General features: G+C 65.9%; 20 protein-coding genes. 9 read left to right on the forward strand and 11 right to left on the reverse strand.

What is annotated here, in order from left to right; all coding sequences use genetic code 11:
* Window positions 1-63: 63 nt before the first annotated feature.
* Window positions 64-1,230 carry a cytochrome P450 gene (locus GWQ44_RS28545; protein ID WP_275928859.1) on the forward strand — a complete coding sequence of 389 codons (1,167 nt, stop codon included), beginning with the start codon at window positions 64-66 and terminating at the stop codon, window positions 1,228-1,230.
* Between the two features lie 50 nt (window positions 1,231-1,280).
* Entirely contained in the window at window positions 1,281-1,775 is a 495-nt protein-coding gene (locus GWQ44_RS28550; protein ID WP_275928860.1) for a DUF1543 domain-containing protein, read from the forward strand.
* Here the strand turns inward: GWQ44_RS28550 and GWQ44_RS28555 are convergent.
* On the reverse strand, window positions 1,768-2,736 hold the full coding sequence (locus tag GWQ44_RS28555; protein WP_179596715.1) for a LysR substrate-binding domain-containing protein: 969 nt from the start codon (window positions 2,734-2,736) through the stop codon (window positions 1,768-1,770). The genes GWQ44_RS28550 and GWQ44_RS28555 overlap by 8 nt on opposite strands.
* Window positions 2,737-2,850: 114 nt before the next feature.
* On the opposite strand from GWQ44_RS28555, the gene GWQ44_RS28560 reads away from it, so the two are divergent.
* On the forward strand, window positions 2,851-3,501 hold the full coding sequence (locus GWQ44_RS28560) for a LysE family transporter (RefSeq protein ID WP_275928861.1): 651 nt from the start codon (window positions 2,851-2,853) through the stop codon (window positions 3,499-3,501).
* An 18-nt stretch (window positions 3,502-3,519) separates the two neighbouring features.
* On the opposite strand, the gene dmeF is transcribed toward GWQ44_RS28560, so the two are convergent.
* Window positions 3,520-4,491, reverse strand: coding sequence for a CDF family Co(II)/Ni(II) efflux transporter DmeF (gene dmeF / locus GWQ44_RS28565; protein WP_275928862.1), 972 nt, complete (start codon window positions 4,489-4,491; stop codon window positions 3,520-3,522).
* Between the two features lie 10 nt (window positions 4,492-4,501).
* Window positions 4,502-4,777: a metal/formaldehyde-sensitive transcriptional repressor gene (locus tag GWQ44_RS28570; protein ID WP_047303817.1), complete on the reverse strand. Its 276-nt coding sequence runs from the start codon at window positions 4,775-4,777 to the stop codon at window positions 4,502-4,504.
* A gap of 224 nt (window positions 4,778-5,001) precedes the next feature.
* Here GWQ44_RS28570 and GWQ44_RS28575 point away from each other — a divergent pair, with 224 nt between their 5' ends.
* The gene (locus GWQ44_RS28575; protein ID WP_016966128.1) at window positions 5,002-6,024 is read left to right on the forward strand and encodes a sensor domain-containing diguanylate cyclase; all 1,023 of its coding nucleotides are present in this window, start codon (window positions 5,002-5,004) and stop codon (window positions 6,022-6,024) included.
* A gap of 16 nt (window positions 6,025-6,040) precedes the next feature.
* Here GWQ44_RS28575 and GWQ44_RS28580 read toward each other — a convergent pair whose 3' ends face one another.
* From GWQ44_RS28580 to GWQ44_RS28590, 3 genes are all read right to left on the reverse strand, one after another.
* Window positions 6,041-6,439, reverse strand: coding sequence for an NUDIX domain-containing protein (locus GWQ44_RS28580; protein ID WP_275928863.1), 399 nt, complete (start codon window positions 6,437-6,439; stop codon window positions 6,041-6,043).
* A gap of 55 nt (window positions 6,440-6,494) precedes the next feature.
* On the reverse strand, window positions 6,495-6,833 hold the full coding sequence (locus GWQ44_RS28585; protein WP_016966126.1) for an FKBP-type peptidyl-prolyl cis-trans isomerase: 339 nt from the start codon (window positions 6,831-6,833) through the stop codon (window positions 6,495-6,497).
* Between the two features lie 144 nt (window positions 6,834-6,977).
* Window positions 6,978-7,409 carry a DUF4265 domain-containing protein gene (locus GWQ44_RS28590; protein WP_275928864.1) on the reverse strand — a complete coding sequence of 144 codons (432 nt, stop codon included), beginning with the start codon at window positions 7,407-7,409 and terminating at the stop codon, window positions 6,978-6,980.
* A 188-nt stretch (window positions 7,410-7,597) separates the two neighbouring features.
* Between GWQ44_RS28590 and GWQ44_RS28595 the strand changes: the two genes are divergently transcribed.
* Window positions 7,598-8,197, forward strand: a complete 600-nt coding sequence (locus GWQ44_RS28595) for a LemA family protein (RefSeq protein WP_047303813.1) — start codon at window positions 7,598-7,600, stop codon at window positions 8,195-8,197.
* Between the two features lie 27 nt (window positions 8,198-8,224).
* Window positions 8,225-9,235 (forward strand): M48 family metallopeptidase, encoded by a 1,011-nt coding sequence (locus tag GWQ44_RS28600; protein ID WP_275928865.1) that lies wholly within the window; start codon window positions 8,225-8,227, stop codon window positions 9,233-9,235.
* 5 nt (window positions 9,236-9,240) lie between these two features.
* On the opposite strand, the gene GWQ44_RS28605 is transcribed toward GWQ44_RS28600, so the two are convergent.
* The 4 genes from GWQ44_RS28605 to GWQ44_RS28620 form a co-directional block, all read right to left on the reverse strand.
* On the reverse strand, window positions 9,241-10,494 hold the full coding sequence (locus GWQ44_RS28605; RefSeq protein WP_047303809.1) for an OprD family porin: 1,254 nt from the start codon (window positions 10,492-10,494) through the stop codon (window positions 9,241-9,243).
* A gap of 92 nt (window positions 10,495-10,586) precedes the next feature.
* A complete protein-coding gene (locus GWQ44_RS28610) occupies window positions 10,587-11,891 on the reverse strand; it encodes a citrate:proton symporter (RefSeq protein WP_016966121.1) in 1,305 nt (434 codons plus the stop codon).
* A 137-nt stretch (window positions 11,892-12,028) separates the two neighbouring features.
* Window positions 12,029-13,354 (reverse strand): C4-dicarboxylate transporter DctA, encoded by a 1,326-nt coding sequence (gene dctA, locus GWQ44_RS28615; RefSeq protein ID WP_275928866.1) that lies wholly within the window; start codon window positions 13,352-13,354, stop codon window positions 12,029-12,031.
* A 42-nt stretch (window positions 13,355-13,396) separates the two neighbouring features.
* Window positions 13,397-14,479, reverse strand: a complete 1,083-nt coding sequence (locus GWQ44_RS28620) for a 4-oxalomesaconate tautomerase (RefSeq protein ID WP_275928867.1) — start codon at window positions 14,477-14,479, stop codon at window positions 13,397-13,399.
* Between the two features lie 170 nt (window positions 14,480-14,649).
* Here GWQ44_RS28620 and GWQ44_RS28625 point away from each other — a divergent pair, with 170 nt between their 5' ends.
* The 3 genes from GWQ44_RS28625 (at window position 14,650) to GWQ44_RS28635 (ending at window position 18,870) form a co-directional block, all read left to right on the forward strand.
* Window positions 14,650-15,540, forward strand: coding sequence for a LysR family transcriptional regulator (locus GWQ44_RS28625; protein WP_016966118.1), 891 nt, complete (start codon window positions 14,650-14,652; stop codon window positions 15,538-15,540).
* Window positions 15,541-15,731: 191 nt separating this feature from the next.
* Window positions 15,732-17,555, forward strand: a complete 1,824-nt coding sequence (locus GWQ44_RS28630) for a monovalent cation:proton antiporter-2 (CPA2) family protein (RefSeq protein WP_275928868.1) — start codon at window positions 15,732-15,734, stop codon at window positions 17,553-17,555.
* 208 nt (window positions 17,556-17,763) lie between these two features.
* The gene (locus tag GWQ44_RS28635) at window positions 17,764-18,870 is read left to right on the forward strand and encodes a DNA alkylation repair protein (protein ID WP_275928869.1); all 1,107 of its coding nucleotides are present in this window, start codon (window positions 17,764-17,766) and stop codon (window positions 18,868-18,870) included.
* A 111-nt stretch (window positions 18,871-18,981) separates the two neighbouring features.
* Here the strand turns inward: GWQ44_RS28635 and GWQ44_RS28640 are convergent, their stop codons facing one another.
* Window positions 18,982-19,527, reverse strand: a complete 546-nt coding sequence (locus GWQ44_RS28640) for a cytochrome b (protein WP_275928870.1) — start codon at window positions 19,525-19,527, stop codon at window positions 18,982-18,984.
* Window positions 19,528-19,729: the final 202 nt, after the last annotated feature.

Raw genomic sequence — 19,729 nt, forward strand, 5'->3', positions numbered from 1 at the left:
TCGTGTCTTCGAAAGGCAGAGGATAGTAGCAACCTGGACATCTGCCCAACAAAGAGAAAAATCATGGACCCGATCAGCGCAGCTACCCATTTCGACCCCTACGACTTTTACTACGCCCGCCTGCGTGCCCGGGGCGGCCTGACCTACGATTCGGCGCTCGGGCTGTGGGTGGCCAGCAGCGCCGCGGCAGTTGCCGCCGTGCTCAACCACCCGGCCTGCCGGGTCCGGCCGCTGCAGGAGCCGGTGCCCCGGGCCATCGCCGGACGCCCCGCCGGGCAAGTGTTTGCCCGCCTGATGCGCATGAACGACGGCCCGCGGCATGGCTGTCCGCGCCAGGCCATGGCACCCGGGCTGCTGGCACTGGGCGGGATCGACCTGATGCCCTGGCTGGCCCGCTGGCGCCCGGCCCTGGGCGCGCCGCAGTGCGCCGCCGACCTGCAACGCTGGCAGTGGCGCCTGCCGGTGGCCCTGCTGGCCGCCCTGCTGGGGGTGCCCGCCGCGCAGTGCGAAGAACTGGCCCGACGCACCGGCCAGTTCGTCGCCTGTTTCTCGCCCCTGAGCACGGAGGAACAGCTGCAGGCTGCCGACGCCGCGGCGCACGACTTGCTCTGGCAGATGCAGGCCGTGCTCGACGGCCCGGAGCACAGCCCGCTCCTGGAGATGATCCTGCAACGCAGCAACGGGCTTGCCCCCGAGGACCTGCTGGCCAATCTGCTGGGCCTGCTGGCGCAAACCCACGACGCCTGCGCCGGGCTGCTGGGCAACAGCCTGCTGGCCTTGCTGGCGGATCCGGCCCTGGCCCGGCGCCTGCAGCACGATCCCCATCAGTTGCAGGACTGGCTGCTGCAACAGCAACGCCTGGACCCGCCGGTGCAGAACACCCGCCGCTTCGTGGCCGAGCCTTGCACCCTGCTCGGGGTCGACCTGCAAGCCGGGGATAGCGTGCTGGTGCTGTTGGCGGCGGCCAATCACGACCCGGCCCTGAGCGCGATCACCGGCAGCGATCCGGCGCAGCAGGGCTTCAGCTTCGGCGCCGGCGCCCATCGCTGCCCGGGTCGGGAGCTGGCCTTGAACATCGTCCACAGCCTGCTGTGCACCCTGCCGCAGCCCCCGGGCCTGGGGGCGCTGGCCTTGCAGTGGCAATACCGGGCCTCGGTCAATGGCCGCCTGCCCCTGTTCAGCGACGCGCCGGACGGCCAGCCCATGGGCTGGCGGCCAGCGGACGCTTGAGGTAAAAGGTGCCCCCACTGCCGAAACCGCGACTGGAAAAAGGAAGGATCATGCTGTTTGTGGTGATGCTCGGGGGCAAGCACCCCAAAGCGACAATCGAAGTCCACGACGTCCAATTCGTGGTTGCCGAGCGCCTTGAGTCGGCCTACGGGCAACTGCGCCAGGCCTGGTTCGGCAGCCCGGCGGGCTTGCACATCGACGCCTGGATGCGGGTCGACGGCGTCGAGCACTACAAGGTCGAGTTCAGCCCCCTGGCCCCCGGACCGGACGCGCCGCGCCTGTACTTCCTCAACCTGGGCGGCTACGAAGCGGCGACCTTTGGCGAGGCCCACCGCTACCTGCTGGTGGTGGCCAAAGACAAGACCGAAGCCAAGGCCAAGGGCAAACGGCAGATGCTGGCCCACTGGCACAAATCCCACACCGACGCCCTGCTCGACGTCGACGACTGCCTGCCGATCGACCTGCTGCAAGGACGCTATGTGCACCTGGTGCCAGGGCCGCACCAGGGCATCGAGCAACGCAACGACTACATCATCCTCAGCTGACCTCATGCCGGCCGGAAGCGCTCCCCGGCGCCCGATCATGCAGGTGCAGGTCGCTGATGTCCGCCACCTGACTCAGCAAAAAGGTGCGCAACCGGGCAATGCGCTCCTGGTTCGAACTGTCGCGCAGCCACACCAAGTAGTAGCCGTCCCCTGACGCCACCGCGCTGGGGAACGGCAGGCCGATACGCCCGTCACGTATGTCCTGCGCCACCAGGTGCAGATCGCCGATCGACAGGCCGTGCCCGGCCATGGCGGCGCTGATCGCCTGGTCCAGGGAGTCGAAGACAGTGCCCCGTTCCAGCCGCACCTGCTCCAGCCAGGCTCGGTCCTCAAGCGCCTGGGCCTGCAGCCAGCGGCGCCAGTCGCGGCGGTCGGCCGAGGGGTGGATCAGCTGCGCATCCCTGAGTCGTTCCAGGGTCCAGGGCGCCCCGTGCGCGGCCTGCGGCGGGCCAATGGGAATCAGCCATTCATCGAACAGCTTGCAGGCCTCGACCCCGGCGCCGAAGTGGCCGTTGCCCAGAAGAATCGCGCAGTCGTAGGGCTCGGCGTAGAAGTCCACGTGATCGAAATCCATCCACACGCTGGCCAGTTGCACCGCCAGTTCCGGCTGCTCGCCCTTGAGCCTCTCCAGAGCCCGCAGCAGCCAGCGCATGGTCAAAGTCGAAGGCGCCTTGAGGCGCAACTGACCGCGGTTGGCGCGCAACGGCAGGCACGCGTCCTCGATGATCCGGAAACCGACCTTGAGCTCCCGGGCCAGGCGCTCGCCGGCCTCGGTGAGCTGCAGCCGCGGGCCGTGGCGCTGGAACAGACGGCAACCGAACTGGCTCTCCAGGGTACGGATGTGCCGGCTGATGGCGCTCTGGGTCAGGGACAGTTCCTCGGCGGCCCGGGTAAAGGAGCAGGAACGGGCGGCCACTTCAAAGGCGCGCAATGCGTAGAGCGGTGGCAGGGACTCGACCATCGACGGGCACTCATGATGATAAAAAATCATAGTAGCGCACAGCTTTTTGCGTTTTTCAACGCCGGGCAAAGGCGCCAAGCTGAGCGCTCTTGGACTGAGCAGGAGCCCTGCACCGTGGATCTTAACCTGTCGTTATTGTTGGCCTATGCCCTCAGCGTGCTGTTGCTGGTGGCCACCCCGGGGCCGGTGGTGGCGCTGATCATCAACACCAGCCTCAACGCCGGGCCGCGCCAAGCGCTGCTGACCGCCCTGGGCACCCATGCCGCCTCGTTGCTGCTGGCGCTGCTGGCGCTGCTGGCGGCGCTGATGCTGACCACCGGCCTGGCGCTGGATCCGCGGCTGATCAGTGGAATCAGCCTGCTGGGGTGCGGCTTTATCGGCTGGCTGGCGCTGCAGGGCCTGCGCGAGGCCACAGGTCCGCAAACCGCGCCGGCCGCCGCACCGACCGCCCGCGGCCGGCGCGGCCTGGCCAATGGCTTTTTGCTGGGCATCAGCAACCCCAAGGACATCCTGTTCTTTGTCTCGTTCTTCCCCCAGTTCATCCAGGTCAGCCGCTCCGTCGAGCGCAGCGCGCTGCTGCTGACGCTGGTCTGGGTGGTGATCGATTTTGCCGTGCTTGGGGCTTATATCCTGATGGCGCGCCAGGGGTTCTCGCTCAAGTACAAGCGCCAGGTGACCGGCCTGTCGAGCCTGGTGCTGCTGGCGGTGGCCTTGGCGGGGCTGGTCTATACGGGGTTTGAACTGTACCGCTCGGGCGCCGCCTGAGGCGCCCGGCCAGCGGACTTAGAGGGTGCGCAGCTCCAGGGTCAGGTGCGCCAGCCCGGGCAAGGCGGCCAGGCGCCCACGCACGGCCTCGACACTGAGCGAGGCCTGGGCCACCACGCTGACGATCACCGCCCGCGCCTCAGGCCCCACTCGCCACACATGCAGGTCGACAATGCGCGCATCCCCCGGCTCTTCCACCGAACGCCGGACCTGCTCGGCCAGGCGCTCATCGCTGGTATCGAGCAGCACCGCCGCGCTGGACTTGATCAGCGCATAGGACCAGCGGGCAATCACCAGCGCACCGACAAGGCCCATCACCGGATCGAGCCAGACCCATCCCAGGTAACGCCCGGCCAACAGCGCGACAATGGCCAGCACCGAGGTCAGGGCATCGGCCAGCACATGCACATAGGCCGAGTGCAGATTGTTGTCACCCCGAGCCCGATGCTGCTCGTGATGCTCGTGATGCTCGTGATGCTCGTGATGCTCGTGATCATGATGATGGTCGTGGGCATGGTGGTGATGCCCATGATCGCCGCCCAGCAGCCAGGCGCTGAGGATGTTCACCAAAAGCCCGACCACCGCGATCAGCGTGGCCTCGGCAAAGGCCACGGCAGTGGGTTGGAACAGCCGCACCAGGGATTCGCCGGCAATTCCCAGGGCCACCAGGCCGAGAATGATCGCCGAGGCGAACCCCGCCAGGTCGCCGACCTTGCCGGTGCCGAAGCTGAAACGCCGGTTGCCGGCATTGCGCCGGGCGAAACCATAGGCCGCCGCGGCGATGCCCAGGGCTCCGGCGTGGGTCGCCATGTGCAGCCCATCGGCCAGCAAGGCCATGGACCCGGTGAGGTAACCGGCGACGATTTCCCCCGCCATCATCACCACCGTCAGCAGCACCACCCACAGGGTGCGCCGGGCATTGTCATCGTGATCGGCACCGAGAAACTGATGGTCGTGGCTCAAATGTGCAGCCTGCTGCGACAGATTCATGGTCCCGCTCCTATTTCGAATAACGGCGAATGGCTTCGAGCAGCTCATCCACGCCACGGGCCCGCTCGGCATCGCTGAGCTCGGGGTTGGCCACATGCTCCAGGGCATGGGCCTCGATTATCTCGCCCATCAGGCCGCTGATGGCGCCACGGGTCGCCGCCACTAGGTGCAGGGTCTTGCCGCAATCGGCCCCGGTCTCCAGCGCCCGCTCCACGGCCTGGACCTGGCCGAGAATGCGCCGGACCCGCTTGAGCAGTTCATCTTTTTGCGCGTGCGTGTGTGACATACCCATACCCCCTATACCTATATCGGAGGGCATCATGCTCCCATGGCCAATCCGACACAAGCCGGCCGCTGCAAAAAAAGCCCAGGCTCCCGGCACCGTCCCCCGGTCGCCGACGAGTGACCTGAGGCCGCAGAAAAAGCTGCTGCACAGCCCATAGCGTGGATTAACATAGCCCAGTGCCACCAACCCCCCAGGACTCACCCTTCCATGCTGTCCAGAATCTTATGATTGCTGTCTGGTTCCTGCTGTGCCTGACCTTGTTGCTGACCCTGCTGACGCTGTGGCTGCTGCGCCGCGAACGCCGCGCCCAGGCCCAGTTGCGCGCCTATCGCAAGCGGGTCGAGGGCCTGCCCGACGACGCCGAGCGCTTCAAGCGCAGCCAGTACTTCGCACGGATCGGCACCTGGGACTGGGAGGTCGACACCCAGCGCCTGTACTGGTCGGAAGCGATCTACGGCATGTTCGGCTTCAAGGTCGGCGAGGTGGTGCCCTCCTACGAGCTGTTCTGCTCCTGCGTGCACCCCGAGGACCGGGAGCGGGTGCGCGCTGGCGAATTGCGCTGCCTGGAAACCGGCGAGAACCATGACGAGGAATACCGCGTCGTCTGGCCCGACGGCAGCATCCACTGGCTGCGCGAAACCGGCAACGTGGTGAAGAACGTGCACGACACCACCATCAAGATGATGGGCGTGGTACGGGACATCACCGATGAGAAAGTCTCCACCCGCCAGCTGCAGCAACTGGCCCACTTCGACCCGCTGACCGGGCTGCCCAATCGGTTGATGCTCGAACAGCGCCTGTCCCGGGCCCTGGAACAGGCGCGCCTCAACCAGACCCGGGTGGCCCTGGTGTTCGTCGACCTCAACGGTTTCAAGGCCATCAACGACCAATACGGCCACGCCGCCGGGGACCGGGTGCTGAACGCCACGGCCCAGCGCCTGCAAGGCATCCTGCGCAGCAGCGACACCGTGGCGCGGATCGGCGGCGACGAATTCGTGGTGGTTCTCGAAGGCCTGTCCCCGGGGCTCGACCTGACTGAAGAAGCCCGGCGCATCGGCGAAAAGATCTTCAGCCAGCTATCGCCGCCGGTGGAGGTGGACAGCCAGCGCCACAGCATCGGCAGCAGCCTGGGCGTGGCGGTGTTTCCCGACCATGCCGGGCGCATGGACCAGTTGCTGCACGTCGCCGACCTGGCGATGTACGAGGCCAAGCGCAGCGGCAACAACCAGTACCGCCTGGGGCAGTAATACCCGGCAGCAGGGCCTAGGCGTGGCGACCCGCGCCGAGCAACCGCTCATGCAGAAAGCCCAGGGCCGCTTGAAACAGCGGGTGCCATTGGGCCGACGGCGGGCTGGCCAGGGGGTGCCAGAAAAACTCGAAGTCATGACCGCCGTCATCCGCGGTGAAATGCGTCCAGCTTTCGGGCAGCGGCGCCGGCACCCGGCACTCATGGAACGCCCACACCTGGCCGGCAAACCCAGAGTGCCAGAGGCCGAGAAAGCGCCTTTCCTCGGCCTCGACGCCCGCCTCTTCCGCCAGTTCGCGGACCGCGCCAGCGGCGGTCGACTCTCCCGCCTCCAGCGTGCCCTTGACCAATTGCAGGCCGGCCAGCGGATGGCGAAAGGCCAAGACCTCAAGCTCGGTGGTGTAGCGCAGCAGCACCGGGCAAGCCTTGTTGGCGGGGGTCGAGGGTGCGGCTGACGTTTGCGCTGGCCCCTCAGTCGTCACGGGTCAGCACTTCCAGCAGCTCGATCTCGAAGATCAGGTTCGAGTTGGGCGGGATCGCGCCCATGCTGCGCTCGCCGTAACCCAGGTGCGCCGGCACCAGCAGCTTGCGCTTGCCGCCCACCTGCATGCCCATCAGGCCCTGGTCCCAGCCCTTGATCACCCGCCCAGTGCCGATCACGCACTGGAACGGCTTGCCGCGATCGTAGGAGGAATCGAAGCTGCTGCCGTCTTCCAGAAAACCCCGGTACTGGGTGGTGATCAAAGCGCCCTTGACCACCGCCTTGCCGTCCCCCAACTGGATATCGATCACCTGCAATTCGTCGCTCATGCTTCACTCCCGTTCAAAGATGGCCCCGACGCGGGACTGCGGCGCGCTTTTTCGCAGAATTGCCGCGGCTTGGCAATCTCAGCAGGTCGTCCTCGATGCAGGCAATGTCGCTGTTGGCATCAGATTTCAAGCTCATTGGCGCTGTCACTGGCGCAACAGTCCGCTTTCATAATCCAGCCAATCCCGCTCGAAGCACGCCTGCAGGTACTCCAGCACGCTGTCCAGCTGCACCGCGGCCGGCACATTGACCGAGAAGAAGGCCTTGCTCATGCCCTCCCAGCGGCAACCCAGGGCATTGATCCGTTCCAGCACCTCGCTGATCCGTTCCCGGCCGGCCTTGAAGAACACCAGGCGCAGGGTGCTGTTGCCACTGCTGCGTGCCACCTGCCTGAACCATTTCAGACCATCGGCCTCGACCTGCACGGTCACCTCGTCCTCATAACAGACGTCCTGGGAATAGAAAGGAAGATTGGCGATCCGGTACAGACCGTCAGGCTGCGGCTCCGCCCAGACCCCTTCGCTGGCAACCGGTGGATAGTCGTCGACCACCGTCAACCTGAGCATGATCTTGTCCATTGCCTGTCCCTGGTTCATTGAATAAAAGGCGCCCGGCCGAGCTTGAGGCCGGCGCATGCCGCGCGCTTTTTCGCAGAATTGCCGGCCCGTGGCAATCCTTGAATGGCGCCCGGGCGAAGGTCTGTCGCTGCCCGGGACGTTTCCGTTACCATGGCCGCCCCCACGCCCCACCCCGATAAGGACATCCCATGGCCACCGCCGATATCGTCGCCCTGGTGCTGCTCGCCGCTCTGGCGCTGTACCTGGTCAGCCTCTACAACCGCCTGACGACCCGGCGCAACCGCTTGCGCAATGCCTTCGCCCAGATCGAAGTGCAGCTCAAGCGCCGCTACGACCTGATTCCCAACCTGCTGGAGACCGTCAAGGGCTACCTGCAACACGAGCGCCAGACCCTGACCGCCCTGGCCGAAGCGCGCAACAGTGCCCGGGACAGCCTGCAAGCGGCCGCCGCGCAACCCGGCGACAGCGCCAGCATTGCCCGCCTGGGCCAGGACCAGGGCGCCCTGGATCAGGTCCTTAATCGTCTGCACCTGAGCCTGGAGGCCTACCCGGAACTCAAGGCCTCGCAGAACATGGCGCAGCTCAGCGAAGAACTGACCAGCACCGAGAACAAGGTCGCCTACGCGCGCCAGGCCTTCAACGACGCCGTGACCGACTACAACCTGTGCAAGCAGCAAGTGCCGGCGCTGTTTTTCGCCGGGCTGTTCGGCCATCGCGCCGATGCCGCGCTGCTGCAATTCGCCGATAGCGCGCAGATCCAGGACGCCAGCAAAGTGTCCTTCCAGTAACCCCGCCGCCTGCCCCCGGAAGCTTGCATGAAGTTCTTTCAACACCAGGCCCGTGCCCGGCGCCACACCCTCAAACTGCTGCTGTTGATGACCCTGGCGGTGGCTACCCTGGTCAGCCTCAGCAGCCTCGGGCTGGGCCTATTGTGGCGCGAGCTGAGTCAGCAGCACGGCCAGCCCAAGGTGCTGAACTGGATCGTGGTCGCGGGATTGGCGCTGCTCATGCTGGTGGTGGTGCTGCTGGGCAGTTGGTACCAGACCTGGCGCCTGCGGGCCGGGGGCAAGGTGATCGCCGAGCACCTGGGCGGGCGCCTGATCAACGATTCGCCACGGGGCAGCGAGGAACAGCGCCTGCTCAATATCGTCGAGGAAATGGCCCTGGCCTCGGGCGCCACGATGCCGGCCGTGTATGTACTGCCGGAAGACGCGATCAATGCCTTCGCCGCCGGACTGACCCCGCAGCAGGCGGTGCTGGGCATCACCCGCGGCGCCCTCATCCACCTGGACCGCGACGAGTTGCAGGGCATGGTCGCCCACGAGTTCAGCCACATTCACAACGGTGACATGCGCCTCAACACCCGCTTGCTGGCGGTGATCCACGGCCTGCTGGTGTTCAGCCTGGCGGGCATCGCGGTGCTGCGCCAGGCGGAAAAGCAGCACCTGGGCAGCGACCGCCACCGCTTCTTCTGGCAGATCATCTTCGCTGTGCTGGGCCTGGCCCTGCTGGTCTTCGGCTCTTTGGGCAGCCTGCTGGGCAACCTGATCAAGGCCGCCATCTGCCGTCAGCGCGAGTTTCTCGCCGATGCCTCGGCGGTGCAGTTCACCCGCAACCCCCAGGGCATTGCCGGCGCCCTGAAAAAGATCGGCGGCAGCAGCGCCGGTTCACGCCTGCGCGCCTTCGCCGCCGCCCAGTACAGCCACCTGTATTTCCACCAGGGGGTGAAACTGCGCCTGGAGCGGCTGTTCGCCACCCACCCACCGCTGGCTGCGCGCATCCAGCGCCTGGATCCGCAGTGGGATGGGCGTTTCAAACCGCTGTAAGGGCCCTACCAGAGGGCAATCTCGTAAGTGATGTAGAGGCGGTTGCTGTCCCGCCCACGGGCGTAGTCGGAGCGATACACATAATTGCGCAGCTTCACCCCCAGCCCCTTGAACGAGCCTTGCTGAAGCACATAGGCCAGTTCGCTGTCGCGCTCCCACTCATCGACCCGGGTCTTGGACTTGCCGTCATTGCCGCTCAGGTAGCGCGAGCTGAAGGTCAGGCCGGGCACACCCAGGCTGGCGAAGTTGTAGCCATAGCCGAGCATCCAGGTCTTCTCGCCCTCCTCGATGAACTTGCCGATACCGGCGTTACTGAAGGAGTAGACCGTGGCGCCGCTGATATAGGGCAAGCCGGCATCGCCACTGAGGCGCTGATAGCCACCACCAAGGGAGTGCCCGGCGATCGCGTAGGTCAGTTGGCCGCTGAGCATGCGGTTGTCGATCTTGCCGTCAAACGCCGCGCCTGAATCGGCGCTGCGGAAGTAGCGCAGATCGCTGGTCAAGGTGCCCTGCCCCAGTGCCAGGTCATGCTGAAGGCCGACAAAGTCCTGCCGATAGAAGTTCTCAAGCTCGCCATGGAAATAGCTCAGGCGCAGGTTCTTGCTCCATTTGTATTCGGCCCCGCCGTAGCGGAAGTCCCCGGACTGGCCGCCGCTGTAGCCGTCGGGCACCAGCCCCACGCTGTCGGTGGAGTCACGCAGTTTGAAGCGCTGCAGATAACCGCCGGTCAGGCTCAGGCCGTCGATATCCGTGCTGGTGAGCTGGGTGCCCTGATAGGTCTGCGGCAACAGACGGGCATCGTTGTAGACCAGCACCGGGGTCTTGGGCAGCAAGGTGCCGTACTTGAGGGTGGTCTTGGCCAGCCGCACCTTGGCCGTGGCGCCGGCACTGGCGAATTCGTCCGCGGCGCGCCCGTCGTCGTGCACCGGCAGCAGCCCCGTGCCACTGCGGCCCTTGCCGGAATCGAGCCGAACCCCCAGCAGCCCCAGGGCATCGACCCCGAAGCCCAGGGTGCCGGGGGTGAATCCGGACTGATAATCGAGCAGGAAGCCCTGGGCCCATTCAGTGCGCTCGCTCTTGGCGGTGCGCGCGGCCTTGGCGCTGAGGCCGTGTTCGTCGCGGAAGTTCTCGTTGAAATAGACGTTGCGCAGTTGCAGCTTGAGGCTGCTGTCGTCGATGAAGCCGGCGCCCTGGGCCGCCGCCAGGGGCAGCAGGCTCAAGCTGGACAGCATCAGGGTGCGGGTTGGCCAATGGCTCATGGGGTAGTTCTCGTTGTTGTTATTCAAGGCGCAGTTGGCCCTGGCGCCCTTTTAACCAAGGCGCCGGGCCATCAAAGAGGGTTTCGAACGGGTCAGACGAACAGGGTCAGGGCACCGGTCAGCAAGGCCAGGGCGGTAATCACCAGCGAGGTCAGCACCGCCCACTTCACCGTGGCTTTCTGGAAGTCGCCGATGTCGCGATCGACCATGCCCACCAGCAGCAGGGTCGAGGCCACCAACGGGCTCATCAGGTGCACCGGCTGGCCGAGGATCGAGGCGCGGGCGATTTCCAGGGGAGAAATGCCATAGGCCGCCGCCGCGTTGGCCAGGATCGGCACCACGCCGAAGTAATAGGCATCGTTGGACAGGACGAAGGTGAGCGGCATGCTGGTCAGCGCCACCACCAGCGGGAACAGATGGCCCCAGGACGGCGGAATCCAGTCCACCAGGGTCTGCGCCAGGGCGTCGACCATCTTGGTGCCGGAGAAGATCCCGGCGAAGATCCCCGCGGCGAACACCAGCAGCACCACGGTCATGGCGTTGCCTGAATGGGCGAGAATGCGCTCCTTCTGAATGTCCAGCTGCGGGTAGTTGATCATCAGGGCCAGGACAAAACCGATCAGGAACAGCACCGCCGAGTGCATCAGACCCAGCACCAGCGCGGTCATCACCGCCATCACCAGCAACAGGTTGACGTAGGCCAGCTTGGGCCGCTTGTGCGGGGTGTCTTCGAGAATTGCCTTGATGTAGCAGTCGCCACCGCCGCTTTGCAGCTGGGTATTGCCGATACGCTTGCGCTCGGCCCGGCCCAGCAGGTAGGCGGTGAACACCACCCAGGCGGCGCCGCCGATCATGGTCGGCAACAGCGGCACGAAGTACTCGCCGGCATCCAGGCCCAGGGCGGCGATGGCCCGGGTGGCCGGCCCGCCCCAGGGGGTCATGCCGCTCATGATGCTCAACGACAGCATGGAGATGGTGGCGAGGATCATCGGATTCATGCCGATGCGCTTGTACAGCGGCAGCATGGCCGCGCAGGTGATCATGTAGGTGGTGGTGCCGTCACCGTCCAGGGCCACCACCAGCGACAGCAGCGCGGTGCCCATGGCGATCTTGGTCGGATCACCATTGACCCGTTTGAGAATCTTGCGGATCAGCGGGTCGAACAGCCCCGAATCGATCATCAAGCCGAAGAACAGGATGGCGAACAGCAACAGCGCCGCCGACGGCGCGACCATTTTCAGGCCGTCGAGCATCATCTTGCCGGTGCTGCCGGCAAACCCGCCGAGCACCGCGAAAACGATCGGCACCAGGGTCAAGGCGACGATGGGCGACAGGCGTTTGGTCATGATCAGGACGGTGAAGACCACCACCATGGCGAGGCCGAGTAAGGCGAGCATAAGTCGATTCTCTTGTTTTTATGGTGAGCGTGACCGGCACGCAGGCGCGGCCACCCGGGCACCGGACGCCCCGTTCAAGGGCGCCCGGCACAGGTGTTGAGTCGGTACTTGGGGTAAAGCGCGGGTGCCTGGCGGGTCTAGCCGAGCTTGCTCGCCAGCGCGGCCGCGGGGCTGTCATCGGCGGCAGCGGCCTGGGCCGGAATCGGCTGGCCATCAAGCGTGCGCAACAGCACCTGGCGGTCGCAGGCCTGCTCCGAAAGGGCGATCACCACGGTTGCCACGGCGTTGCTGGCCAGGCTGGTCAAGGCCCGGGCCTCGGACATGAAGCGATCGATGCCGATCAGCAACGCCAGGCCCGCCAGGGGAATGTCATGGATCACCGTCAGGGTCGAGGCCAGGGCCACGAAGCCACTGCCAGTTACCCCGGCGGCGCCCTTGGACGACAGCAGCATGATCGCCAGCATGGTGACCACCTGCCCGGCACTCAGGTCGATGTTGCACGCCTGGGCAATGAAGATCGCCGCCAGGGACAGGTAGATCGCCGTGCCGTCGAGGTTGAACGAATAACCGGTGGGCAGCACCAGCCCCACCACGCTTTTCCTGCAACCCAGGGCCTGGAGTTTTTCCAGCATGCGCGGCATCACCGGCTCCGTGGACGAGGTGCCGAGCACCACCAGGAACTCTTCACGCAGGTAGCGCAGCAGCTTCCACAGGCTGAAGCCGTTGGCCCGGCAAATGCCCCCCAGGACCACGCAGACAAAGAAGCCGCAGGCCACATACAGGGTCATGATCAGCTTGGCCAGGGCGCCCAGGGAGGTGATGCCGTACTGACCCACGGTAAAGGCCAGGGCGCCGAAGGCGCCGACGGGGGCAAAACGCATCAGGTAGGAGAAGATCTTGAACACCATCTGCGAGGCCGACTCCAGCACCACCAGCACTGGTTTGCCGCGCTCGCCCAGGGACGACAGGGCAAACCCGCACAGCACCGCGATAAACAGCACCGGCAGCACCTCGCCTTTGTTGAAGGCGCCAATGAAGGTCTCGGGAATGATGTGCATGAAGAACTCCACCACCCCCAGCTTGGCCGCCGACTCGGTGTACTGGGACAGGCCCTGGGTGTTCAGCCGGGTGGGGTCGATGTTCATCCCCGCGCCGGGCTGGAACAGGTAGACCGCCGCCAGGCCGATGAACAGGCTGATCAGCGTCAGGCCGAGGAACAGCAGCATGGTCTTGCTCAGCAAGCGTCCCAGGGAACGCTTGTCGCTCATGCCGGCGATGCCGGTGACGATGGTGCAGAACACCACCGGGGCGATCATCATCTTGATCAGCTTGATGAAGGCGTCGCCCAGCGGCTTCAAGGCAATGGCTTGCTGGGCCCAGAAGTGCCCCACCAATACCCCGAGGCACACCGCGCAGAGGATCTGGAAGTAGAGCGATTTAACAACTTTCATGGCATCACCCATTTTTAGAATTGTTCTGATGCAAGCGGATCGACAGCGCGTCGACTACCCGGCAAGGCGTTGTGAAGCAGGCGCGTAGACATACCCGGAAAACAACCGGCGAGCGGTGCGGACCACCGAGGCACGAATGGTCTCGGGGCGGGTTCCGCTGTAGGACAATACGACATCTATCGCCCCGCTGGGGTGTTCGATACGGACCTGCTGCAGGCGCGGCTCGCTGATCCCGCCGAGCATCTCGGCCACCACGCTGCCGTCGGTGACACAGGCGGTGGCCAGGCCGATGGAGCCGGTAATGGCCAGGGCCCGATGGCAGTTGTGGGGCATGAAATAGCGCACCGCCAGGGTGCCCCCCGCCCGGGCCGGGGACACCAGCACCGGCTTGGGGATCACCTTATCGCTGACATCCCCCAGGCCCATGGCCAGCCCGGCCTTGAGCCGCAGGCTCTCCAGGCGCTGGAGAAAGTCGCTATCGGCGTCCAGTTCGGCCGGGCTTTCATCGCCGCGCTTGCCCAGGCAGGCCGCCTGCACCAGCACCATGGGCATGGCCATGTCGATGCAGGTCACGGCTATGCCGTCGATCAGGTCCCGCGGCTGGCCGGTGGGGAACAACTGGCCGGTCTTGCTCCCGGCGGCATCGAGAAAGGTCAGGGCCACCGGCGCCGCGCTGCCCGGCACGCCATCAATGGTGGTGTCGCCTTCGTAGCTGACCTTGCCATCGGGGGTCTGGACCTGGGCATTGACCAGGGTGCCGGTGTTGAGGTTGCGAATCCGCACCTGGGTCTGTGCCCCCGTGGCCTTGACCAGCCCCTGCTCGATGGCGAAGGGCCCCACGGCGCAGAGCATGTTGCCGCAGTTGGGCGCGGTATCGACCCGCCGTTGCGACACCATGACCTGGACGAACAGGTAGTCGACATCCGCGTCCGGGTGCAGCGACGGACTGACGATCGCCACCTTGCTGGTCTGCGGGCTGCCGCCGCCGATGCCGTCGATTTCCAGCTCGTGGCCGGAGCCCATCAGGTTGAGCAACAGCTCATCACGCTCGGCCACCGCCACCGGCAGATCCCAGGCCAGAAAAAACGGCCCTTTGGAGGTGCCGCCGCGCATCAACACACAAGGAATTCGTTGCATGAACACTGACTCTTGTTGATCAATCGAGGTAATTGATGTTCTGCACACAAGAGTGTCAGGGATTAAAAAGTGTTTCCAATGCAAAGATCAGAGCAATTATTGCGTTTCGCGCATGAATTAAATATCGTGTCCGGCAGCACCCCAGCCGACTCCCGCCTTGAGAAGCCCGCATGGAATATGAGCTCCAGGACATCAGATCTTTCGTGAAAATCGCCGAACTGGGGAGTTTCCACGAAGCCGCCGACGCCTTGCACCTGTCGCAACCGGCCCTGAGCCGACGCATGAAAAAGCTCGAAGAGGGCCTGGGTACCGCCCTCCTCGACCGCACCACGCGCAAGGTCAGCCTGACCAGCGTCGGCCGCGACTTTCTGCCCAAGGCCCGGCGCCTGCTGGACGACTTCGACGATTCGATCCTCAACATCCGCGAGCTGGCGGAACGCCAGATCGGTCAGGTGACCCTGGCCTGCATCCCCACGGCAGCCTTCTACTTCCTGCCGTCGGTGATCCGCCTGTACAACCAGCGCTATCCGAAAATCCGCATCCGCCTGCTCGACCTCAGCGCCAACGAAGGCCTTGAAGCGGTGTTGCGCGGCGAAGCGGACTTCGGCATCAACATGATGAGCGGCCAGCACCCGGACATCGAGTTCGTGCCACTGGTCAACGAGCCCTTTGTCCTGGCCTGCCGGCGCGACCACGAACTGGCCGAGCGCAGCTCGGTGACCTGGTCGGAACTGAGCGACTACCGCTTGATCGGCGTCGGCCGCCTGAGCGGCAACCGCATGCTGCTGGACCATGCCCTGTCCGGCTTGAGCTGGCGGCCCCAGTGGTTCTACGAAGTGCAGCACCTGTCCACGTCGCTGGGCATGGTGGAGGCGGGCCTTGGGGTGTCGGCGATGCCGAGCCTGGCCATGCCGGCCGCAGACCACCCGACCCTGGTCAGCGTTCCGCTGACCGAGCCGGTGGTCAACCGCACCCTGGGGCTGGTCTATCGCCGCGGTGCCTCGCTGTCGCCGGCCGCGGAAAAATTCGTCGCGATCCTGCTGGAGCAGTGGCCGCACTGACCGGCGCGCCCCTCCAGCGTCTCCCCTCTCCAGCCTGCCCCCCCACTGCGACGTGCCTTGCAGGGCGCACCGCCAGTCTCAGAACATCCACGCCGTTTTTATCCGGGCGCAAACTGGCAACGGCCATCGGCTGTTTGTCACCGGTGAGCCTTTATCATCACCGGCGCCCCGTTCTCCCTGGAGTCCCCCCGATGCCCCATGAAGGCAACCTGCTACAAGCCGCCGTCGTGTTTCTCTGCGCCGCGGTGCTCATCGTGCCCCTGGCCAAGCGCCTGCAACTGGGGGCCGTGCTCGGCTACCTGCTGGCCGGGGTGCTGATCGGCCCCTCGGTGCTGGGGCTGGTGGGCAACCCGCAAAGCGTCAGTCACATCTCCGAGCTGGGTGTGGTGCTGCTGTTGTTCATCATCGGCCTGGAGCTGTCGCCCAAGCGCCTGTGGGTGATGCGCAAGGCGGTGTTCGGCGTCGGCCTGGCCCAAGTGCTGTTGACCGGCACCGTGATCGGCGTGGTGGCGCTGTTCCTGTTCGGCCAATCGGCGAACAGCGCCATCGTCCTGGGCCTGGGGCTGGCCCTGTCGTCCACGGCCCTGGGCCTGCAAAGCCTGGCCGAGCGCAAGGAGCTGAACAGCCCTCACGGGCGCATGGCCTTCGCCATCCTGCTGTTCCAGGACATCGCCGCCATTCCGCTGATCGCCATGGTCCCGGTGCTGGCCGGCAACGATCACCACACCAGCAGCGCCGAGGACCTGCGCCACGGCCTGCAGGTGCTGGGCAGCATCGCCGTGGTGGTGGTCGGTGGGCGCTACCTGCTGCGCCCGGTGTTTCGCATCGTGGCTCGCACCCGCTTGCCGGAAGTGTCCACCGCCACCGCCCTGCTGGTGGTGATCGGCACCGCGTGGCTGATGGATCTGGTAGGCGTGTCCATGGCCCTGGGCGCCTTCCTCGCCGGCCTGCTGCTGGCGGACTCGGAATACCGCCACGAACTGGAAGCGCAGATCGAACCCTTCAAAGGCCTGCTGCTGGGCTTGTTCTTTATCAGCGTCGGCATGGGCGCCAACATCAGCCTGCTGCTCAGCGCGCCCATCGCGGTGCTGGGCCTGACCCTGCTGCTGATCGGCCTGAAATTGCCGCTGCTGTACGTGGTCGGGCGCCTGGCCGGCGACCTCAATCGCGAGAGCGCGCTGCGCCTGGGCGTGGTGCTGGCGGCCGGTGGTGAATTCGCCTTCGTGGTGTTCAAGATCGGCCGCGACCAGGGCCTGTTCGAGGCCCGCCTGCATGACCTGCTGGTGCTCACCATCACCTTGTCCATGGCCCTGACGCCGCTGCTGTTGCTGGCCTGTTCGCGCTGGCTCAAGCCCAAGGCCAAGCCCCTGGAGATGCCCGCCGAGTACCGCCAGATCGACGCCGACAGCCCACGGGTGGTGATTGCCGGCATGGGCCGCATGGGGCAGATCGTGGCGCGGATCCTGCGGGCGCAGAAAATCCCCTTCGTCGCCCTGGACACCTCGGTGGACACCATCGAACTGATCCGCAGCTTCGGCGGCATGCCGGTGTTCTACGGCGACCCCATGCGTCCGGAGATCCTCAGCGCGGCCAAGGTCGGCACGGCGGAGTACTTCGTGATCGCCACCGACGACCCGGAAACCAACATCAAGACCGCCGAGCAGGTGCGCAAGCTCTACCCGCACCTGAAGATCATCGCCCGGGCGCGCAACCGCCAGCACGTGCACCGGCTGGTGGACCTGGAGGCCCAGGCCGTGCGGGAAACCTACTACTCGAGCCTGGAGATGAGCCGTCGCACCCTGGTCGGCCTGGGGCTGAGCCAGGCCCAGGCCGATTCGCGGATCCAGCGCTTCACCCAGCACGACGAACAGTTGCTGGCGGCCCAGCACGCGGTCTACGACGACGCCGCCAAGGTCCTGCAAAGCGCCCAGGAAGCCCGCGCCGAACTGGCCCGGCTGTTCGAAGCCGACGAGCAGGACGAACAGATCGAGAGCCCGCTGCCGCCGATGCGCTGAGACCGCCAGCCCTGCGCCACCTCGCCTTCGCCGGCTTGCCGGCGAAGGCGGCCTTGAGGGCGCCGGGGAATAATCTGAGGGCCGTGGTGTGCCCTTCGCTGGCAAGCCAGCTCCTACAGGCACGGCACGCTTGGGCGACTACCGTCAGGTTCTGTCAGCAGAGGGCGTGTAGAGTGGACGCCGCCTCGGCTTTGAATGGATACGCGCCATGAGTTCTACCCAAGAGCAGGCCCCCGCCCTCAAGGAAATCTTCAACCAGCAACGCCTGGAGCACATCGCCGACGCCATGCACGCGGTGCACCCGGCCTTCGAGCGTCAACGCTTCCTGCAACTGGCCGGCCACAACCTCGCCGAGCTGTCGCTGATGCAGCGCCTGGCCCGGGTCAGCGAGAGCCTGCACCAGGTGCTGGACCTGGACTACGCCAGCAGCCTGGAGCGGCTGCAAGCCCTGGCGCCGCGCCTGAACAATCGCTTCGTGTGCATCTTCCTGCCGCACTACGTGGCCAGCCATGGCCTGCATGACTTCGAACTGTCGATGGCGGCATTGAAGTATTTCACCGGCTTCGGCTCCTCGGAGTTCGCCGTGCGGCATTTCCTGCGCCAGGATGGCCCACGCACCCTGGCCCGGATGCAGGAATGGGCCGACGACCCGGATGAACACGTGCGCCGCCTGGCCAGCGAAGGCACTCGCCCGCGGCTGCCCTGGTCGTTTCGCCTGGAACAGCTGCAGGCCGACCCGCAACTGGCGGCGTCGATTCTCGAACGCCTGAAGCGCGACCCCAGCCTGTACGTGCGCAAGTCGGTGGCCAACCACCTCAACGACATCAGCAAGGACCATCCGCAGTGGGTCATGCAGCGCCTGGAAGCCTGGCCCCTGGATCATCCCCACAGCGCCTGGATCGCCCGCCATGCCCTGCGCAGCCTGATCAAGCAGGGCGAGCGCCGGGCCCTGGCGATCATCGGCGCCGGGGCCCGGGCCGAGGTCGAGATCAGGCGCTTTCAGGTCACTCCAGGGCAACTGCGCCTGGGCGAGCGCCTCGATCTGTCCCTGAGCCTGGCCTCCACCAGCCCCCGCGACCAGCGCCTGGTGGTGGATTACGCCATCGACTACGTCAAGGCCTCCGGCGCCACGGCGCGCAAGGTGTTCAAGCTCAAGACCTTCACCCTGCAAGGCTGGGCCCGGGTGGACCTGGGCCGCAGCCAGCCGATCCGCGAGCTGACCACCCGCCGCCACTACCCGGGGCGCCATGGCGTGCAATTGCTAATCAATGGCGAGCCCTTGGCCAGTGGGCATTTCGAGCTGTTGATTGCCTGAGAAAGCGCCGCCCGCCCCACTCGCGTGCAGCAGCCGGCTGGCCGACGACCAGGCCCTTGCGCCGTACAGCATCCTGGCGGATCCAGTCGTCGGCACGCGGGCCGCTGCCGACTAGCGACCCGGCAGCATGCGCTTGAGGGTGTTGTCGCCGACCCAGTAGTGGTGGAACAGCCCGGCCGCGGCGTGCAGGCCGATCAGCCAGTAGCCGGCGTTGCCCAGCTGCTCGTGCCAGTGCTTGAAGAAACGCGCCTGGTCCGGGTCCACCGTCACCGGCGCGGCCGGCAGGAAGAACTCGAAGTACGGCACCGGCTTGCCCGCCGCCGAGAGCATCAGCCAGGCCAGCAGCGGCGTGGCGATCATCAGTCCATACAGGACCAGGTGCATCAGGTGCGACAGCCCGGTCTGCCAGGCGGCCGGCGCCGGAGAGATCGGCGGACGCGGCTTGAGGCGCGCCAGCAGGCGAACCCACACCAGGGCGAAGATGCTCATGCCGAACAGGCTGTGCAGCCCGAGAAACAGGCCCCGGGCCGTACTGCCCTTGGGCATCAGGCCCTTGAGTTCGATACAGGCGTAGACGCCGAGGAACAGCGCCAGCATCAGCCAGTGCATCAGGATCGACAGTCGCGCATAGCGCGATGGGACGGATTGAGCAGTCATACACAGTCCTCACGGTGGTTCGGCACGCCTGAATCGTTCAGGTCGTCGCAGGGCCCGGGCAACGCCTTTCGCTGCCCGGGTGCGCCACCTTGCCGGGCCAGCCTTAAGGCAACCTGAAGAGCGCTGAAATGTCTTTTTGCCATCTTCAGACTGGCTTAAGAAAGGCTGCCGATACTCCTCCCCAACACGCCCCGGGAGGCTC

It is taken from the genome of Pseudomonas sp. 3MA1 (assembly GCF_029237275.1).
Lineage (GTDB): Bacteria > Pseudomonadota > Gammaproteobacteria > Pseudomonadales > Pseudomonadaceae > Aquipseudomonas > Aquipseudomonas fluorescens_AP.

Bases quoted from the DNA above. Each gene is read 5' to 3' on its own strand.
- GWQ44_RS28635 (WP_275928869.1), top strand. From the start codon at position 17,764: ATGAGTTCTACCCAAGAGCAGGCCCCCGCCCTCAAGGAAATCTTCAAC.
- GWQ44_RS28610 (WP_016966121.1), bottom strand. From the start codon at position 11,891: ATGCTCGCCTTACTCGGCCTCGCCATGGTGGTGGTCTTCACCGTCCTG.
- GWQ44_RS28595 (WP_047303813.1), top strand. From the start codon at position 7,598: ATGGCCACCGCCGATATCGTCGCCCTGGTGCTGCTCGCCGCTCTGGCG.
- GWQ44_RS28620 (WP_275928867.1), bottom strand. From the start codon at position 14,479: ATGCAACGAATTCCTTGTGTGTTGATGCGCGGCGGCACCTCCAAAGGG.
- dctA (WP_275928866.1), bottom strand. From the start codon at position 13,354: ATGGGTGATGCCATGAAAGTTGTTAAATCGCTCTACTTCCAGATCCTC.
- GWQ44_RS28575 (WP_016966128.1), top strand. From the start codon at position 5,002: ATGATTGCTGTCTGGTTCCTGCTGTGCCTGACCTTGTTGCTGACCCTG.
- dmeF (WP_275928862.1), bottom strand. From the start codon at position 4,491: ATGAATCTGTCGCAGCAGGCTGCACATTTGAGCCACGACCATCAGTTT.
- GWQ44_RS28570 (WP_047303817.1), bottom strand. From the start codon at position 4,777: ATGTCACACACGCACGCGCAAAAAGATGAACTGCTCAAGCGGGTCCGG.
- GWQ44_RS28605 (WP_047303809.1), bottom strand. From the start codon at position 10,494: ATGAGCCATTGGCCAACCCGCACCCTGATGCTGTCCAGCTTGAGCCTG.
- GWQ44_RS28600 (WP_275928865.1), top strand. From the start codon at position 8,225: ATGAAGTTCTTTCAACACCAGGCCCGTGCCCGGCGCCACACCCTCAAA.
- GWQ44_RS28625 (WP_016966118.1), top strand. From the start codon at position 14,650: ATGGAATATGAGCTCCAGGACATCAGATCTTTCGTGAAAATCGCCGAA.
- GWQ44_RS28640 (WP_275928870.1), bottom strand. From the start codon at position 19,527: ATGACTGCTCAATCCGTCCCATCGCGCTATGCGCGACTGTCGATCCTG.
- GWQ44_RS28545 (WP_275928859.1), top strand. From the start codon at position 64: ATGGACCCGATCAGCGCAGCTACCCATTTCGACCCCTACGACTTTTAC.
- GWQ44_RS28585 (WP_016966126.1), bottom strand. From the start codon at position 6,833: ATGAGCGACGAATTGCAGGTGATCGATATCCAGTTGGGGGACGGCAAG.
- GWQ44_RS28590 (WP_275928864.1), bottom strand. From the start codon at position 7,409: ATGGACAAGATCATGCTCAGGTTGACGGTGGTCGACGACTATCCACCG.
- GWQ44_RS28555 (WP_179596715.1), bottom strand. From the start codon at position 2,736: ATGGTCGAGTCCCTGCCACCGCTCTACGCATTGCGCGCCTTTGAAGTG.
- GWQ44_RS28550 (WP_275928860.1), top strand. From the start codon at position 1,281: ATGCTGTTTGTGGTGATGCTCGGGGGCAAGCACCCCAAAGCGACAATC.
- GWQ44_RS28630 (WP_275928868.1), top strand. From the start codon at position 15,732: ATGCCCCATGAAGGCAACCTGCTACAAGCCGCCGTCGTGTTTCTCTGC.